Below are 19341 nucleotides of genomic sequence, written 5' to 3' on the forward strand. Positions count from 1 at the left end.
ATATTGTTCTTCTACGGCATTAGCTTTAAGAGTATCAAAAGTGCAGTAATAGAATGGTAATATCATAAATATAATTACTAAGATTCTATATAAACTTTTAAAACCACCTAATAGATAACGTTTAATATTAAATTTAAACACCACCAAAAGTTCTATTGATAGATTTGAACTTCTTTACCAGCATCATTCTTCAACATATATCCTCCCTTTACAGGATCCAGAGTATGTGATGACCAAAATTCGGTAGATACCCCTTGCTTCAACATTGCGTTTGAATCGTCTGGTAAAGTAATAAACCCTTTTTCTTTCAAATAGCTCACGTTAAATAATCGTTGAATTGGAATAGCTATATTATCATTCGCTCTAGCAATAGTTAAAAGATTTGACTTATCAAGTTTTGAAGTAAACGTTATCTCAGCGTAGGTAGAGAAGCGTCCCTTTTGTGCCCTAGTCAAGTTATTTTGATCTACAAATAACGTGGCGTACAGTCCCTTGGGCTTAGTCCCTCGGGTATCCACTACGATAAATCTATGGTACCTTACGACCCCCACATTATTTTTCAACGTGTACTCTGTGTTAACTATATTTCCGAAGTTACCTTTAATATATTTGTAATTTGATACTGTCGTTAAATTCGTCCCCGTCGTGCCGACCTCTCTCATCTCATTCAGGTCACTATATTTCCCGGCATCCGTGCCTTCTACGTCCATATAACGCAGCAAAATGGCCGATACTTCTGCACGAGTGGTGGAATCCGCAGGTTTTAATGTGCCATCTTGGAATCCACCTACAATGCCTGTCCCACGGACAAGGGCAAGATACGGAATCTGTTCGGCACGAATGGTGCCGCGGTTCACTTCCGGTGTGGGGAGAAGCGTATTTTTTGTATCGTTAAAAGCATTCTGGAAGCTGGCTCCGGACTTAATCAGTCCATTGGCAATCCATTTCATCATCTCGTAACGTTTCAGTTCCGCATTCGGATTGAACCCTTTGGCGTAATCGCCAGCGTTAATGAATCCTTGTCCGACAAGCTGGCTAACCGCCGCTTCAGACCAATGTCCCTTGAGATCAGCAAAGGGATTCTGCCCCTCTAGCTTCTCCAGTCCAGTCGCACGGGCAAGTATGGTCGCATATTCCCCACGCGTGATTTTGCCATTGGGACGGAACGTTCCGTCTTGGTAACCTGAGATCAAGTTTTTTTCATACGCTTTGGCAATTGTTGCTTGAGCCCAGTGGCCCTTGATATCCTTGAACTTGCTAAGGGCAGTGTCACTTGTTCCCGATGCGGCATTCGCTTTTGACGTCAAATGTACGGGGCCAACGGGCAATAGTATTCCTACCAATACAGCTGTCGTTAACAACCCGACAATCCAACCGTTCCGTTTTTTCTTCTTCTCGTGACCTTCAATCTGCTTCTTCAATCTACTCACGCTCCTATGTACCTTAGTATGGGGATGCTTTACTTGGTCAGCCTAGTCACTTCTCTTCATAACCAAAACCTAAATTTGCCATAATAATCAATATTCTACCATGTTATACTAGGCTATTGGTATTATTTTTCGTCCATCCCCATCACGTCAAGGCGTGCGCCCCTCCTTCCATAGACCCACTTCATTCGCCTAAAACACAAAAAAAGGCCATGAATCCGCAGATTCATAGCCTTATGCTTTAAGGGTGTGGTCTTTCTTATGATATTGAAAAATGAACTCACTCATAGAATAAACCATATCATTCCATTTGATCAACCCTTTTTTTTTATTTCAGCGAGCTTTATTTCCCGTTTAATTCCTTGTAGGATGCTTCCAATTCCGTGATCAATTGATCACCACCAGCTTTTCTCCAGCCTGCGATTTCCTGCTCCCAACCAGCATCATCGATTTTCCCCATAATGTACTTGGTCTGCGCATCCCAGATCATCTGATCCAACTCCTGACCACGCTCGGTATAGATTGCGGAAGACAAGGTGAGTGCCGGATTGGCGATGGCATACTGCTCATTCTCACGCGCCATCTTTGTACCTTTCATACCAATGGGAACATCAACCAGTTCAGCTACGTTATACCCTTCAATACTTAACAAATTATCGCGATATGGCTTCACTTCACGCTGATAAGCGTCAAAATCTTTGAGTTCGGTTTTCCCATCCGCAGTCTTGGTGTAGTGCACATCGAGCAATCCACGGAGCTGCAAAGCGCTCAATTCCTCATCCATCAACTGGTCCAGGAACGTAAGAACCTGCTTCAATTGCTCCTCATCCGTAACGGATGCCTTCGGGATGACCAGCATTCCGTAGTTTCCTGGCTCCCCGGCGATACGAATACCATCGGTTCCCTGGAAAGGAGCCACGTCAATCTCCCCATCCGGAGCGTTAGGTGTAAGTCGCTGCTGAGAGGACTTTCCGTTCTGGGCCACACCGTTAAGCTTCATGCCAACCAGGCCGGAATCCATTTTTTTGTCCGCATCGGAAGGGTCCAGGGCAGGGAAATCACTATTAATCAGTCCCTCGCTGAACAGTCGCTTGAAGAGTTTCATTGTGTCCACATATTCGGTGGTCAGGAATTCCGGGGTCAATTTCCCGGCATCATCCACTCCCCATTTATTAACGCCACCGATACTTACAGCGATCCGCGTCAGAGGGGACGAGACACCTTCATTATATTTTTTGAACAGCAGCGCACCATACGTATCCTCTTTACCATTCCCGTCAGGGTCGTCCTTACGAATGGAGCGCATCACTTCATACCAATCATCCAGCGTTTTGGGTATATCCAGCTTTAATGTATCAAACCAGTCCTTGCGATATACGATCGCAGTCCGTCCAATATCCCGGAAGTTCGGAATACCGTAGACCTTGCCTTCAATTTTGATATTGTTAAAATAAGCTTCGGATTGCGCAGACAGGTTTTTATAATCCTTCAAGTAAGGCCCCAGTTCCCAGAACAGTCCCGTTTTGGCGGCATTAAATGTGGTCGGCACATAATTCACACGCATAATGGTCGGCATCTCGCCTGAAGCAACCATAACATTCACCTTATCATCAAAAGCAGACTGCGGAATCCACTGTACATTGACATCCGTATTTGTATATTCCTCAATCTTCTTTTCAATCCCGTTCTCCTTGGCCGGTATGTCTCCTACCTGCATTAAAGAGATGGAAATGGGAAGTTTACCTTCCCCTGCAGCAGGTGCTTTTTCTCCCCCGCAACCTGCAAGCAATCCAGCGGACATTGCACCAATTACAACGATTCCGCCTAAACGGGACATTGGACCTTTTGGACTCATGAACCATCTCTCCTTTTGGATAAGGTTATGTACACAGACCACTCCGATGACAGAACAACCTTCAGATCGCTGTTATCCCCAGATTTTTTTGATTCCCTTCTAAACAAGGGGAAAATCCGGGGATAAGCCTATGCTTCCGATGCAGCTTTCTTTCAGAAAGCTTTTAGGCGAACGCTTCGCTTCCTCAAGTTATTTCTGTCCTCTACGTTCTCATGTACATGTTAGTTGGACTTGTAAAGTTCAATCTCCACTCCTGCCAAAATGAACGGAGCAACCGATTTCGGATCATTGATTCGAATGGACTCGGTAACATAATACTCGTATGACCCATCACGATACGGGCTTCCTCCGAGGCCGGCTCCGCCGTTACACTGCGTCAGGGACAGTACGCCTTCACGATCCGTTTGCAGCAGATGCTGCAGCAGACCCTGATATCCTTTTTCCGCAACCGCTTTGAACTTGCCACTCAGATATCCTTTACGCACACCTTTGGCCAATGCATAGACAAACATTGAAGTACCGGAAGCTTCCAGATAGTTCCGCTCACGTCCCGGCTGATCTAACAGATGTGGCCATAGTCCGGTCTGCTGATCCTGCACATGCACTAGTGCGTTTGCTATTCGTTCGAAGATACCCACAATCTGCCCGCGCTGCGGATGATCTACTGGCAGGTAATCCAATGTGTCCACAACCGCCATCACATACCAGCCCATTGCCCGGCTCCAGACATGTGGAGAACATCCGGTCTCTCCCGAACTCCAGCGCTGCTCTTTGCTCTCATCCCAGGCATGGTACAAGAGACCACTACGCGGATCACGTGTGCGTTGCTCCACCAGCAAGAGCTGCAGAGCCGCTTTGTCAAACCACTTCTCTTCACCCGTCACTGCGCCATACTGGGTCAGATACGGAGTAGCCATGTACAATCCATCCAGCCACATCTGGAAAGGGTAAATCTTTTTGTGCCAAAACCCGCCTTCACTCGTATGTGGCTGTCCCTTAAGCTGAGTCATAAGCAACTCCGCAGCTTTGCGATACTTCTCTTCTCCCGTTTTCTCATGCAGCAGGAACAGTGATTTTCCCTGATTGATCTGATCCAGATTATATTCCTCGATCGCATAGGAGCGAATGGAGCCATCTTCCTGAACGAAATGATCCATCAGCTCACGGATGTAGTCAAAATACTTTTGCTCCCCCGTGTGTGTATAAAGCTCCTCCAGTGCTTTCAAAAAGCAGCCGTTCTCGTAATGCCAAGTGGCGTACAGCTCATGGTTGCGATAACTCTCCATGAATTGCTGTGCCATGCGCACCGATGTGAATTGCAGTGTTTCCTTCATGATCAAGCCTCCGCTTCCGGCTCTTTATTGAGCCTGTTTTTTGTAATCTTCGGCATATTCCTCACGAATCTTGTTTCCACCAGCATTGCCCCAATTCTCGATTTCCTTTTCCCAGCCACTTTGATCGATCTTGCCCATAATGTATTTGGTTTGTGCATCGGCAATCACCTGATCCAGATCCGCCCCACGGTCACCATACGTTGGAGAATATAACGTCAGCGCAGGGTTTGGCACAGCGTGCTCCGCCAGTTCCTTGGCAAGTGTCGTACCTTTTTCACCCAGTTCGGTATCCTTCAATTTCGGTACGTTATATCCTTCCACATAAGGAAGGTTGTCACGGTAAGGCTTCACTTCACGCTGGAATGCATCGAAGTCACTCATCTCCACTTGATCTTCGCCCACTTTGGTGTGATGTTTGTCTTCCATACCACGCATCAACAGGGTAGCCATCTCAGGGTCCATCAATTTATCGAGGAAGGAGAGCAGATCCTTGAGTTCTTCTTCCGATTTCACCGTTGATTTAGGGAATGCCAGAATTCCGGAGTTACCCGTCTGTCCTGCAACACGATCTCCGTTCGGTCCAAGCAAACCAGCGATGTCTACCACACCATCCGGATTGTTTTTGGACAGACGCTCTTGCTGACTTTTTCCGTTCTGAGCAACACCAACACGAATACCGACAACACCGGAATCATACTTTTTCTCCGCTTCTGTAGAGTCGAATACGGCAAAGTCCTGGTTCAGCAGTTTCTCATCGTACAAACGTTTCAGCAGATCCAACACCTGCATATATTCCGGTGTCATGAATTCCGGCGTGAAGCTGCCATCATCCTCGACTTTCCATTTGTTAGGTGCACCAAAGCTTACGCCAAGGCGAGTCGTGAAGGAATATTGGTCCTCATTGTATTTTTTGAAAAGCATCAGTCCAAATGTATTATCCTGACCATCTCCATCCGGATCGGAGGTAGCCAGCGTTTTAATCGTTTCATACCATTCATCCGGTGTCGTTGGCACCTTCAGATTCAGCTTCTCGAACCAGTCCTTGCGATAGATCACTGTAGCCCGCGCAATATCCGAGAATACGGGAACACCATAGATTTTGCCCTCTACCTTGATGTTGTCAAAGAAACGCTCGTTCTGTGCCGACAGATTTTTGTAATCTTTCAGCAAAGGCCCCACTTCCCAGAACACGTCATTACGCATTGCACTGGTCACCGTTGGATTATATTGCACCTTCACAATTTTCGGCATATCACTTGAAGCGATCATTACGTTAATTTTGTCATTGTAGGCCGAAGCCGGAATCCACTGGATATCCAGTTTGGTATTGGTATACGCTTCAATCTTTTGCTGAACTTCATTGCCTTTGCTTGGCACATCACCCACCTGTGCAATGGCTATGGACACATTTTGTACGCCGCCCTCGGCAGCCTGACCCTCGTCTGATCCGCATCCTGCCAGCAAACCTGTCACCAGTGCTAGTGTGCTCAAGACAGCTACGGCTTTCTTTTTTGTTGCTTTCATAACATGAAAACCTCCCTTTTTTTATGCAGTCATAGTGAACTGACTTTGAACCATCTGACGACTCAACCTTTCACCGAACCCAGCATCACTCCTTTGGCAAAGTGCTTTTGCAGGAATGGGTATACCAGCATAATCGGAATCGTGGAGAATACGATAACTGCCATGCGAATGGTAAGCGGCTGGATCTCGGTCTCTTCGATACTTGTATCGCCGATTCGGCTCTGTGCCAGAATGACAATCTCACGTAGCCAGACTTGGACAGGCCACTTCTCACTATCGTTGATATAGATAACAGCGCTGAAGAAACTGTTCCAGTGGGCCACCGCGTAAAAGAGTGAAAATGTCGCCATGGCTGGCATGGACAACGGCAGGACAATCCGGAACAATACGCTGACATCGTTACATCCATCAATTTTGGCTGCATCCTCCAGTTCATCGGGAATGGCTTGGAAGAAGTTTTTCAGTACAATCAAGTTAAATGCACTAATAGCGGTCGGTAGCATCAGCGACCACAACGTATCCGTCAGGTGCAAGGATTTTACGACAAAGTAGGTTGGAATCATCCCGCCACTGAAGAGCATCGTGAACAATACACCGAGCAAAATGGGCTGACGTCCACGCAAATATCTTCTGGAGAGCGGATAAGCCATAAGTGACGTAAACAGCAGGTTAATGAAGGTACCAATCACCGTAATATAGATCGATACGCCCAGACTGCGAATCAAGGTATCTGTAGAGAAAATGTAACGGTACGCAGCCAGAGAGAACTCTTTGGGAAAAAGAATAAATCCTCCCTTAGCCACTTCATGCGGACTGGTAAACGAGACGGCCAAAATATAAATGAATGGGATGACCGTCACGATTCCAATCAACAGCAGCAAGCCATGATTGAGAATATCAAAGATCCGGTTGCCCCACGTTTTATCCTGTTGCATCTTAATGTTCACTCCTGTCTGGTGAAGAACGTCTGCACCCAAAGGTTAGTAGACGCCTTCCTCCCCGAATTTTTTGGCCATCGTATTGGCACCAAGGACAAGCGCCAGCCCGACAACCGATTTGAACAACCCGACAGCAGCACTATAACTGTACTGTGCCTGTGTAAGACCCTTCGTGTACACGTAGGTATCAAATACCTCGCCCACATCCCGGTTCGTCGGAGTCAGCATCAGGAAGATCTGTTCAAAGCCTGTATCCAGGAAATTGCCCAGACGCAGAATGAGCAAAATGACGATTGTACTGCGAATGGCCGGCAGCGTAATGTGCCATGTTTGGCGCCAGCGATTGGCACCATCAATCCGTGCAGCTTCATAGAGCTGTGTATCCACACCGGAAAGCGCAGCCAGGAAGATAATTGTGCCCCAACCAACTTCTTTCCAGATGGATTGTCCGACAATCATCGTTCGGAACCAACCAGGTTCAAGCAGGAATGCCACTTTTTGTCCTGTCAGGTTATAGAGCAATTCATTAATCGCACCACCCTCGGTTGTGAACAACATGTAGAACACACCAACAACAACAACCCAGGAAACAAAGTGTGGAACATAAACAAGAGTTTGTACAAATCGTTTGAAACGTTCACGGCGAACTTCATTCATCATGAGTGCCAGTACAATCGGCAGTGGGAAAAAGAACACAATGTTATAAATGGCTAGTAAAAACGTATTCCGAAATAATGTCCAGAACTGCGGTTCTCCGAAGAAACGCTGGAAATGTTTGAAGCCTACCCATTCACTCCCCAAGATACCCTTGTAAGGGGTGTAATCCTGAAAAGCCATCGTGATGCCATACATGGGTATGTATTTGAAAATAACAAAGTAAAGCACACCCGGTATTAACATGATATACAGCCACCGGTTTTTGATAATGTCCCTCCACAGCAGGTTTTTGTCACTGCGGGTAGCGGGCCGTGTTCGAGCCGCCGTTTCGGCTTTCATATTGTCTTCCTCCCCACATTGGAAACGATTACAAAATATCACTTCCTGAATTCATGTCTTCATTGTGGAGGATAAACGAATGACTGGCTATCGTCTCGTTTTAGCCTTTTATTTTTCCTTATGTAGCAAGGGTTTAGCTCATTTCCCTCACAGAATCTAAAGGCATAATGAACTGCTTTCAACCTCCATATTCCTGTCTTAACTTCATGGAGGAAAGTGGTCTTCTTCCTTCAGCCGAACATAAAAAAACCTGCCTGCCATGGCGGGCAGAGCAGGTTTGTTTTATCGCTGCTGCTCCCGGTACTTGCCGGGGGTTGTTCCTGTGATTTTGCGAAACGTACGGATAAAAGCGGTTGGGTTGGTATAGTTTAATTTCTCGGCAATCTCCGATATTTTAAGATTTGTTGTTTGCAGCCATGTCTTTGCTTTTTCCATACGATACTCTGCGAGATATTCCGTAAAATTGACTCCAGCTTCCTTCTTGAATACCCGACTAAGGTAGACAGGGTGAAAATTAAGCTCAGCGGCACAGGCTTCCAGCGACAATTCACGATCATAACGTTCCTCGATCAAACGAATCATACGTCTCGCAATATTCATGTATTGGGATTCTTCCTGCTCTCGCCAGAAACGAATGACGGGCAGGAACAGCCGCTTGCGGAACCAATTGGTCATTTCGTCCAATGTGGACAACTTCAGCAAATGTGACATGGATGCTTTTTCACCCAGTACTTCGGCTACATCCCCACCTTGCTCCTGCACAAGCTGATATACACGAGACAATAACTGAACCATAATGACGGGGTATTCACTGAAATGAAGCTTTTTGTCTGCAAGTAATCCCAAATATTGCTTAAAATAGGCGTCAGTCTTTTCTTCATCTCCTTGCTTGAGCGCAGAAGCGAGCTGATCCTCAATCATGCGTAGTTGGGTATACAATGCGGCCTCCATCTGACCACGTGGCTGAATATCCTCGTAATGCAAAATAATACGGCTACCCAGACTTACCCGGCCTTGCAGAGCCTCGCGGCTCTCCTGAACCGCTCTTGGCGTATCTCCGATACAAGTGTAAGAACGACTGATGCCGATACTTACGGGCAGATTCAGATAAGTCACGACACGTTCACGAATCCAGTCTGCCTGAGTATGCATCCATTCCTTCAGCTTCACCTCATCCGTGAGTTCGGAGGCAAGAACGGTGACCTGAGCATCATCCAGCATGACCGGGGTGAACCGAACTGCCGAAGGGAGTAGCTCACCTACCATATTGTTGACAGCAAACAGCAGCAGATCGCGATCCTGTTCCTCATATCGGGTCCCTTCCAAGGTATCGATCTGGAGCATGAGTACGCCAAGACTTGCCCACCCTGTCGGGAAATCGTACAATTCTCCCTGATATCTGAAATCTTCTTCCGAGATTTTGCCTGTCAGCAATTTGGTCATAAAAAACTCCTGGAGGTGCACATGCTGCCCCTTCATCTGCTCACGCATCGTTTTCTCCGAGCTGAACAAGGTTGACAATTGCTCCTCAATATAGATAAATTCATCCTGTCGGCGTCCTGACGGAGCAACTGGGGAATCCAATCCCTTCGTAAATTGCAGCAGTCTGGAGATCGGTGAGTACATCCGCCGACTGCCGTATATGGCGAACAATCCCGTTACACATAACATGACAAGTGTAGCGATACCGGTAACCAATGCAATTTTCTGCGACTGGGCCGTAATCTGTCCAAGAGATACAACGGACACGTATAACCAGCCATTGAGCGGAGATTGCCTGTAACTAACCGCCACTTGATTACCTTCCACCTCCGCACTGAAGAAACCCTCTGGCTGCCCCGTCGTTTGTACCATTTCGTGAATTTCCTTATTCAGCGCGTCATATTTCCCGCCTTGCTGCATGTCGTTCAGAAAATACTTCTGCTCCCGATCCAGAACGTACATATCTCCAGAATTCGTATTTCGGCTCAAGTAGGTGCTCAGTTCCGTATCGGCGATATCAATCACAAGAAATCCCTTTGGTTTCACATTGGTTGGTATCATCGGGATTTTGAATACCATACTGACCACATTATCCGATGATATAAGGGCAGGTGCCTGTTCGGGTGTTAGTTCACCCATACCTGCTGACACAGGTACACTTTCTTTGGCTGAACTGGCATTCTGAGTGACCCAGAACAGGCTGTTGGTATAACTTAGGTAGGAGCCAATTCGGTCTCGAATGCTGAAATCATCCAATTTGCCAAAAGAACGCATCGACACGACCCAATCTTCATCCAGATTAACCAGATAGGCTTGGTCAATGTTCGTAACCGCTTGCAAGTTGTTAAAACCGGATGTCAGATCACGAATTTCCTGAAACTCGCTGCTGTCTAGTGGTTTCTTCATCGCCTGTAGTACCAAGGGAGAATTAACATACTGGATGGATGATAATTGCAGGCTGCGCAGAACTTGTTCTACCCTCATTTGGGTCTGATGCAATATCTGAAGATTGCTCTCACGCACTTTCTGTTCAATGTCACGTGATGCAATCGTATACGAGACCGAACCAATAACAATGACCGGAAGGGCTCCGAGGATCAGGGTAAAACAGAGCAAACGCAGTAAATACTTAGGCAAGAAGAGCATCCTCCTTTATACGTATGTTTATTAAAATAAATCGCTTTCATTGGATTAATTTACTATTGTTATTTTAAAACCCATTCTTATTCAAGTCCACTCATTTATTCTAAAGGTTGACTTCAAACCAATTTCCAGTTTATATTGGTTGCATATTCCTCAATCAAAGGAGAGATTTTTAATGTCGGTGAATGTTCTTAACTAACCAAGTTTCATATTCAGGAGTTTGGCCTTTCATTGCGCTTGTGCCCATATGGCATACGTGTATTTCATGATGCGCCAGATCCCTGTACTTAGTTAAGAACAGCGGATATCATAAATCGCCTCCGGGATTGTAATTGTCCGGGTCTATTTCCGCGCTATGTTCAGCGCGGATTTTTTAATATAGACCTGTAGTGGACTTTGCTTTCCCATACGTTTAGGGCGGAGAATGACGTTTGTTCATTCTCCGCCCTTTTTGCGTTTTCCAGGAATATGTTTCAGCGCGTCAACTGAAATCCCAATTCAAATTCAAGGAGAGATTACGCATGAATGAGAACACATTAAACAGTTTGGGCTATCCACAAATTCAAAAAAACGTTGCAGACTGCGCCCTGTCTTATCTGGGCAAACGTTATGCCAGAGAACTAAAACCGATGGCAGATGCTCACCTGATTCAGATTCGCCTGGAAGAAACAGCAGAAGCAGCTGCGTTGATTCGCTTCGGGGCCAGTATCCCCCTCCCTTCACTCGACGGAATGGAAACCATTATGGATCTGCTTGGCACGGGTTATCTATTCAGTGAGCGCGACTTCAGTCATCTAGCTCAGTTCCTGCGGAGCTGTGCACAACTCATGAAATACATGGAGGGTAAATCCGGGGCCGCTCCCACCGTCAGTCGTTATGCAGCATCCATGATTCTGATCGAACCTTTGCTGAGTGAGATTGAGCGCTGCATCCATAGTGGAAGCATTCAGGATCAGGCGAGCAAGGAACTGATTCAAATTCGTAAAAAAATAACGGTGAATGCGGAACGCATGAAACGAAAACTTGATTCTCTAGTGAGTAAACATCGCTCCATTATGCAGGAACATGTCATCAGCCAACGGGGAGGAAGAACGGTTCTGCCCATTAAGAAAGAGTTCCGTAAACAGGTGAAAGGCAGTGTACTGGATGAATCCGGAAGCGGGCAAACCGTATATATCGAACCTGTTGAATTAGTAAGTTTACAGATGGAATTGGCCGCTCTACAAGCGGAGGAGTCCCGAGAGGAGATGAGAATTCTCGGTGATTTAACCTCCCTGGCCGAATCGTATAACCGTGAAATCGCCCTCAACACCGAAACGGTAGGTGTACTGGACTTCCTGTTTGCCAAAGCCAAATATGCGGCCACCATGGATGGACGTACCGTTCGAGTCAATACTCAGGGCCACATTAACCTTCAACGTGCACGTCATCCGTTCATGGGTTCTTCCATGGTTCCCCTTGATTTTGCCATTGGCAAAACGTACTCGTCGCTCATTATTACTGGCCCGAATACCGGGGGTAAAACGGTCGCACTCAAAACACTTGGTTTGTTAACCTTGATGATGCAATCCGGTTTGCTTATTCCGGTGGAGGAGGGTGGCGAGATGGCTGTTTATAACGAGGTAGCGGTTGATATTGGTGACGGGCAGAGTTTGGAACAAGCGCTAAGTACATTTTCCGCACATATTCGCAATATGATTGGCATACTGGAACAGGCCAATACATCAACTCTGGTGCTCATTGATGAGATGGCTTCGGGCACAGATCCCGGTGAAGGCGTTGGACTGTCCATCGCCATGCTGGAGGAACTTCACAGCCGCGGAGCAACCGTTGTGGCGACAACACATTTTGGTGAAATCAAACATTTTGCAGCTGCCACGCCAGGATTCGAAAATGCCCGTATGGAATTTGATACCGTATCTCTCCAGCCGCTGTATCGATTGCGTATCGGAGAAGCTGGTGAAAGTTACGCCTATTCCATTGCATTGAAGCTGGGCATGCCACAGCGAATTATCGAGCGATCCAAGTCCCTGTCCGATCAAAGTATTTCAAGAGATCGTACATTCGTGTTCACGTCACCTCCTTCGGATCGCCTGCCTGTATAACAATGTCGAGTACCATTCGTTGTGTGAAGGTATAAAAATGTGGTGAATTATTCTGAAAAACTCGTTGATACGATAGTTGCATACCATTATTTAAAGCACAGAACTCTCGTTATGCTCGGCAAAGTGAAGGAATAGTCCTTTCCTTGTGGTTCTAAAAAGTCCAACAATTCTTTGAGCATCATACCTAACCCAGCCCAATAAAGCTGAACCCCAAGAGCTTTGCCATGGTAAACCAACATAATACAACCCAGCAACTGGTGTGACACCTGAATTATGATTAATTTCGCAGGGTTAAGCCCTAGGGATAAATAAAAGAAAATAAGTGAGTTAACAACTCTCTTATTAAAACTATTCGAAAGCATATTATCAAAAGGACGATTATCTGGTTTGACGCCCATTAACCGATATCATTACTTCGGCATGTTGCCGTTCCATCTAATCGATTTATCTCTTTGTACCAACCTTTTATGGATTCAGATATATACGCTGATATGTTCAACAACTTTTTATTTAATTAGCCATTACGCTCCGCCCCACTAATTGTTCCATTTTTATTTCCTCTATAATCTTTCCATTCGCTGATACATAAATATAAACTGCACCATTTAATTCTTTGTAATCCGCTACTATCATCTGCTCATCTAATGCTTTTAATGATGGCGTTACTAAAATAAAACGAGTATTTCCATCCGCTTCTTCACTTGTAAAATCGACTAGTCCGTATGCTTTCTTTTCACGAATTTTTAATCGACCATTATCATATTCATATCGCTTAACAACATCTATATAATCGCCGGGTATAATCCTTGCAGCATTACTAATCGGTTTTGCATGCAATTGTGCAACCAGTTTAATTGATTGTAATTGGATGCTTCGTTCACGTTCGATATCCTCTAATCTTTCTTTACTGCGCTCTTCTAAATCTTCAATTTGTGTGTATGTCTGATTGATTAATGCGATATTTTTATTGTTTGGGTTATCTTCTAAATAGTTTGTTAGACGTTCCTGTAATATTTGTATTTGTTCATCAAATGATCGACGTAAATAGGTGCTTTTACGATTTAAATAGTCATCTCGCTTCATTTGAACGGATTGTAGCACTTTTTTCGCTTGAATAATTGACTCTCGTTTAAACGTTTTATCTTCGTTAGCCTCACTATTTATATACTTTAATGGCTGTTGGAATAAGAGATAAGGATCTATTTGAATAAATTCCCCTGTTTCTCTTTTAGCAAGTAACATTAATTCCTGTTCCAATTCACGACTATTCCCATCGACCACATTTATACGACTTAATTCAATAATTAACGGCTCGCTGACAGTCGATTTTATATGACAAACGGGTAACGCAACCTGTTGCAACTCCTGGCTTGCTAGTTCCATCGCTAACTTCTTGACGGGGTGATCATTAGGCAATAGCGGCACATCTTCCGTCTGTCTAAATGCACTCAATGAAAATCTTAACGATTCATCTGTTCTCAATGCATATTTCTTTCTTTTAATTAATTCACGAATATTTTTAGGGAAACGATCAATTCGAACCATTTTGTTATCACTTGAAAAATTCAATTTTACTCGAGTCGTTTCAAATTGCTTTACTGCAAATTCACCGTATACACGCATGGGCATACTATTCACTGAAATTTCTTGATAGGCCCTTCTCGCTCCAGGTAAATCAAAATCAGAGTCATCTAACCGCTCTTGTTTCGCAATTTCTAATAAGCGTTTATGCTCGTCAGATAACGTTTTTTCCATCGTTGCTACAAGCTCATCGAGATTCTCACGTCCACTAATTGCACGTTCCATTAAATTCGCCAAATCTATATTATTTTCTTCTAGTACCTCGCCGACAAAGTCATATACTTGATCATGTCCTAAGTCATTACGCATTTGGTCCATTTTTGTCAATAAACGAATGAGGACATCACCTTCTCGTGTATTACTCGCAACTAGATTAAAAATAAATACTTCATTCTTTTGCCCAATACGATGAATACGTCCCATACGCTGCTCTAAACGGTTTGGATTCCACGGGATGTCATAGTTAATCATTTGATTACAGAACTGAAGGTTAATAGATTCCCCACCTGCATCTGTTGCCAGCATAATTTGCACATGATTACGGAACTTTTCTACTTGTTCGCGGCGCTGATCCATCGAGAAATTGCCAACGATCTTTGTAATTTCAGGTACGTGATATAATAGCTTTCGTTCAAGATAATACAACGTGTCCTTCGACTCTGTAAAAATTAAAATTTTCTCACCTTTAGAAAGCAATCCACCCTCACCAAAAAGAGTTTTTTCTAGTTCAGCATACTTAACTTCTACGTCTTGATATACCAATCTTTCTGCCTTTTGAACTAATCCACTTAATACAGTTATTTCCAAACGAAGCTCCTCAATATCAATGACATCCGTTTCACCTTCGATTAGTGCTTCAACTTCCTCTTCTTCATCAATCGACAGTTCATCGTATTCAAAAGGTTCAACCGTTTTAACTGTTGATAGTTCCGACTGCAGTAGTTCTTCTAATTTTTCTTTTCGTCGTTTTAACGATAAATAAATCGCGTCTATGGATGAACTTAAACGACGCTGTAAAATCATCATTGCAAACGCAACATTAGGTTTATTATTTTGCTTCGCTCTATTAAAATAATCACGTGCATATGCTGTTACTTCTTCATAGAGCTGTTGTTCCTCATAGCTTAAATCAAATGCTATTGTTTTAGTTGTACGCTTCGGGAATAATGGAGTGCCATCAAAGTTTTTCATCGTTTCTTTTAAACGACGAATAACAAACGGATTACTCTTCTCATAAATAGATTCTCCTGTATTTAATCGTGAAAAAATATCATGATCAACTAAGCTCATCAAATGACGGAAGTTCTCTTTATCGCCCTTATGGGGTGTAGCAGTTAACAATAAGCAATGTTCGGTATGGCGAAGCAACCCTTCACCAAGCTGATAAATCTTCGTTCGACTAATTTTCCGTTTCTTTACACCATGCGTATAGGCAGCCATTTTATGAGCCTCATCCACAATGACTAAATCAAAATTAGCCTTCATTATGTACGCTTTAACCTCTTCTCTTGCAGCCCAATAAATCGATGCGATTATTTTGTCATGTGTTTCAAAAGGATTCACTTCGCTCGAACTATTCAATAGGCTACGGTTAACAATCGTAAACTCTTCGCCGAACTTATCCTTTAATTCCTCTTGCCATTGCTTTAATACTAATGGAGGTACTAAGATCAAAACTCGCTCTGCAGCTTGTCTAGCCATTAATTCGCGAATGAGCATTCCAGACATAATCGTTTTCCCTGCTCCTGGATCATCGGCAAGTAAATAGCGAACTTGTGGAGACTGTAGCATTCGACTGTAAACAGCCTCAATTTGGTGCGGAAGCGGAATAACCTTTTTATTGCCACGTGAGCGGGATTGAGAGTACTTCTCTTCGGTTTTTAAGATGTAATATTGAAGATAATGCTGCAAACGCTCTGCATTAAATGTACTTTCTTCTTCTTTAATGTTCTCTAGCTGACTAAGTTGCACTTTATCTAGATACTGCTCATAATACTTATTCGTTTTACGTCCAATCGATTCTACTAAATATAAATCTTCATCGATCTCTTCAAAGTGCTTAATTTCTACTATTTCTGGCCAGAATGAACCTTTTATTATTTCTCCAACTTTAAGCATAAGTCAATTCCTCACATCCGTTAATTTCTTGTAACTAAAGTATAGAACAACACCAATCATTTGTTAATGAATAGTTCTATTGCAATGGACAACTTATGTCAATAACATGAGCGTATGTGTTCTTATCCAACTAAAAGAAGCCCTGAAGATTACATTATCAGGGCTTCCTTACTAATACAACGCATTATACATATGAATCGTAAATTCCGCTTCACTATAAGGCGTTACTTTATTACCTTCTACTGTCGCCATTTTTAGCATACATTTTTGGCCTGCTTTATAATATTGCTCGGTTAAATCAAATACTAATTTCGCAGTGCGTTCATGGCTTTGTCCATGCATAGCAAACGTATAATCAATTTCATTCGAAATACGTTCTCCTTCTAAATAAAACGCAAAGCGAACAGTATGTGACATAAATTCTGTTGAAATACTTTGCTCCTGGTACACTGGTACTTCAATACGGAAGTTTTTAATGACACGTGATGACATAGCTACACTAATTCCTACTGGTGTCGCTTGTGACGTACGGCGATAATCAATTAACGGTGTAATGGCCTCCTGTGGTGTTGCTCCACCGTGAACAAATTGTAACCCACCACCACCAACAAAACGGTTAATCCCTTTCGCTATAGCTTTCTCTGCGCCTAGTAACGTCGTAAAGGTTTCTGGTACAGCGATTGCCCCATCACCAATCACTAAATTTTCACCAATGATAAAGCGACGATTGCTATCAAATTTTTCACCGTCAACACTTGCTACTTTCTCCGTATTATCAACTTTTGAATTTTGATATAAGAACCCATGATCTGCCGTAATGAAAATCCGCTTAGCCTGCCATCTTGAAAGCAGGTCTACTAGCTTTTCTAAATCTTTCATCGCTCGTGCAACTGCTGCATATGTTTCACGCTCTGATTTAACAGAATCACCCGTAGCGTCAATCACGTCATGATATACATACACTAAACGTTTACCCTTTAACTGCTCATCTGCTGTTGCACGTGACCAAGACGTAATTTCGTCAAATCTAATAGCAACTGCTTCTGGCTCAAATTTTTGTAAAATCTTAATACGATTCGTTAAACCATTTGTCGGCTCCCCATCTGCTACTACTGTTCCTTTTGTGTCAATCGTTAATGTTTTATGCGGTAAAAGTGAAGCCATACCGAGCTGTGTATAGGTTGGCATATTTGCTACAAGTGGACTAATCGTAGCACTACCATTTGCACGTGCATCTAATCGCTCACGCAACTCCGCACCTGCTTCAAAACGTAACGCATCGGAAATCAGTACAAATACGCGAGTTGATTCCTTTTGCATTATCGGCTCAATGTTTTCCTTATAGAAAGCAACTTGTTTTGGAAGCTTACCCACTTCCCCTGATTCTAACGTATAATTCGTTTCTTCCGCAACTTTTGATAAATACTTATTTTCATACCAATTCGTTAACTTTTCAGCTAACTCATCTAATACTTCTCTATTTTCAAGTTGCTTATAACCTACTATAAAACGGCGATAAGCCTGATCAATTAAATATAAACTACTCGCATACTGTACATATAACGGAATACGCGTATCATATTGCTTTAACAACGTTTTATATATCGTTAAATCGACCGCATGTACTAATACTGTTAATAGTCTATGAATACGTTCACTACGATTTGCCCAATATATGTTTAAGCGATTTTGTATAATTTCTTTCCATTCTTCAAGATTAGCAGTTTGATGCAGTAGCTCTGTCATTAGCTTTTCAATCAATAACACATCAATAACAGGGAATGTTGAAATATCTGCATAATGCTCAATGGGACGTTCATTTAACAATTTAATAATCGAAAACGTCCCTTCGATTTCTTGTATATATTGCTCCAACACTTCACGATCTTTTGTTTGTAGCCAGTCATCTATAAATAACGCGCTGGCATTAGCACGTGTCGTTTCATACTTTTTCTGCAACGTAGTATCCTCAAACTTCGCATAGCGTTGGAAATGGGCATACAAAATATGCTCCATTAAATGTTGTAATGTATATGTCTCAATATGAACACCGAAATACTGTCCTAATAAAACAAAGAGCTGCTCTTTGCTAAAACGCTTCGCAATGGATTTATATAATTCATTCGAATCTTCTTGTAAGCCAGCCATCAATAAATATTGCGCAATCTTATCCATTTCCGCAATTTGCGCTCCAGTTAGCACAGCTAACATTGCATATTCAAACTCACGCTCACTCGCTTGTGGTTTCAACACTTTTTTCAGCTTTTCTTTACGTTCTGTTCTTTTAAAAAACTCAGGATACTTTTGCATCATGTCGCGCAGCAGCGCATCACGCACTTGTAATTGCTCTGCAAATAAAGCCGTCGTATCTGCTTTGAATTCTGTACCGTACAGCTCCATATCAAGCAAATAATTTTTTTCCTTTTCAGGTTTTAAAAATTTCGCATATAGTAAAAACGAATCGTCTATTTTTTCTGTTTCAATTTCAATTTTTAACGAGAAGAAATTATTACGCGTCAAAGCTCGCACATGAATCGGCTGATTTCCTAATGATTCCTTTAGCGACTCCACCGTATACTCCCCCTGCTCGTCATACCAAAAAACCACCGTACGAGGCTTGTTCTTTTTTTGTAACTCATCCTCTATGCGTTCTTTTAATAACTGTAATACGTTCAATGTAAAGCTCCTTTCTAAACTTATTTCTAAAACTTTTATACAAAGCGTATATAATAACAATCTTACTATTATCTATCCTTACCGCATTAGCAAGGAGTAGGATTTTTTTGTTTTATATAGTAAAACATTCGTCATACTATAAAATAGTATAACGAATGTTTC

10 protein-coding genes and 1 pseudogene are annotated in these 19341 nt (G+C 43.2%); 1 reads left to right on the forward strand and 10 read right to left on the reverse strand.

What is annotated here, in order from left to right; translation table 11 throughout:
• Nucleotides 1–152 precede the first annotated feature (152 nt).
• From AC4E8D_RS24025 to AC4E8D_RS24055, 7 genes are all read right to left on the reverse strand, one after another.
• Nucleotides 153–1421 (reverse strand): S-layer homology domain-containing protein, encoded by a 1269-nt coding sequence (locus AC4E8D_RS24025; protein WP_490205328.1) that lies wholly within the window; start codon nucleotides 1419–1421, stop codon nucleotides 153–155.
• A gap of 349 nt (nucleotides 1422–1770) precedes the next feature.
• Entirely contained in the window at nucleotides 1771–3282 is a 1512-nt protein-coding gene (locus AC4E8D_RS24030; RefSeq protein WP_490205329.1) for an extracellular solute-binding protein, read from the reverse strand.
• 221 nt (nucleotides 3283–3503) lie between these two features.
• Nucleotides 3504–4616 (reverse strand): glycoside hydrolase family 88/105 protein, encoded by a 1113-nt coding sequence (locus tag AC4E8D_RS24035; protein ID WP_405130674.1) that lies wholly within the window; start codon nucleotides 4614–4616, stop codon nucleotides 3504–3506.
• A gap of 24 nt (nucleotides 4617–4640) precedes the next feature.
• Nucleotides 4641–6140 carry an extracellular solute-binding protein gene (locus tag AC4E8D_RS24040; RefSeq protein WP_339297767.1) on the reverse strand — a complete coding sequence of 500 codons (1500 nt, stop codon included), beginning with the start codon at nucleotides 6138–6140 and terminating at the stop codon, nucleotides 4641–4643.
• 62 nt (nucleotides 6141–6202) lie between these two features.
• Nucleotides 6203–7075, reverse strand: coding sequence for a carbohydrate ABC transporter permease (locus AC4E8D_RS24045; RefSeq protein ID WP_076212380.1), 873 nt, complete (start codon nucleotides 7073–7075; stop codon nucleotides 6203–6205).
• 45 nt (nucleotides 7076–7120) lie between these two features.
• Complete coding sequence (locus tag AC4E8D_RS24050; protein WP_145323915.1) at nucleotides 7121–8074, reverse strand: ABC transporter permease; 954 nt, start codon at nucleotides 8072–8074, stop codon at nucleotides 7121–7123.
• 282 nt (nucleotides 8075–8356) lie between these two features.
• Entirely contained in the window at nucleotides 8357–10693 is a 2337-nt protein-coding gene (locus tag AC4E8D_RS24055) for an AraC family transcriptional regulator (RefSeq protein WP_339305413.1), read from the reverse strand.
• Nucleotides 10694–11220: 527 nt separating this feature from the next.
• On the opposite strand from AC4E8D_RS24055, the pseudogene AC4E8D_RS24060 reads away from it, so the two are divergent.
• Nucleotides 11221–12783: pseudogene (locus AC4E8D_RS24060) on the forward strand (endonuclease MutS2); the annotation flags it as partial.
• A gap of 107 nt (nucleotides 12784–12890) precedes the next feature.
• Here AC4E8D_RS24060 and AC4E8D_RS24065 read toward each other — a convergent pair.
• The 3 genes from AC4E8D_RS24065 to pglZ all read right to left on the reverse strand — a co-directional run bounded on the left by AC4E8D_RS24065 (nucleotide 12891) and on the right by pglZ (nucleotide 19179).
• Complete coding sequence (locus AC4E8D_RS24065) at nucleotides 12891–13202, reverse strand: hypothetical protein (protein ID WP_490205330.1); 312 nt, start codon at nucleotides 13200–13202, stop codon at nucleotides 12891–12893.
• A 112-nt stretch (nucleotides 13203–13314) separates the two neighbouring features.
• Nucleotides 13315–16503 (reverse strand): helicase-related protein, encoded by a 3189-nt coding sequence (locus tag AC4E8D_RS24070; protein ID WP_490205331.1) that lies wholly within the window; start codon nucleotides 16501–16503, stop codon nucleotides 13315–13317.
• Nucleotides 16504–16674: 171 nt separating this feature from the next.
• Nucleotides 16675–19179, reverse strand: a complete 2505-nt coding sequence (gene pglZ / locus AC4E8D_RS24075; protein WP_490205332.1) for a BREX-1 system phosphatase PglZ type A — start codon at nucleotides 19177–19179, stop codon at nucleotides 16675–16677.
• Nucleotides 19180–19341: the final 162 nt, after the last annotated feature.

The sequence above is a fragment of the Paenibacillus sp. SRL342 genome, assembly GCF_984798905.1.

Coding starts and splice junctions, on each gene's coding strand:
- AC4E8D_RS24030 (WP_490205329.1), bottom strand. CDS start 3,282: ATGAGTCCAAAAGGTCCAATGTCCCGTTTAGGCGGAATCGTTGTAATT.
- AC4E8D_RS24035 (WP_405130674.1), bottom strand. CDS start 4,616: ATGAAGGAAACACTGCAATTCACATCGGTGCGCATGGCACAGCAATTC.
- AC4E8D_RS24040 (WP_339297767.1), bottom strand. CDS start 6,140: ATGAAAGCAACAAAAAAGAAAGCCGTAGCTGTCTTGAGCACACTAGCA.
- AC4E8D_RS24045 (WP_076212380.1), bottom strand. CDS start 7,075: ATGCAACAGGATAAAACGTGGGGCAACCGGATCTTTGATATTCTCAAT.
- AC4E8D_RS24050 (WP_145323915.1), bottom strand. CDS start 8,074: ATGAAAGCCGAAACGGCGGCTCGAACACGGCCCGCTACCCGCAGTGAC.
- AC4E8D_RS24065 (WP_490205330.1), bottom strand. CDS start 13,202: ATGGGCGTCAAACCAGATAATCGTCCTTTTGATAATATGCTTTCGAAT.
- AC4E8D_RS24070 (WP_490205331.1), bottom strand. CDS start 16,503: ATGCTTAAAGTTGGAGAAATAATAAAAGGTTCATTCTGGCCAGAAATA.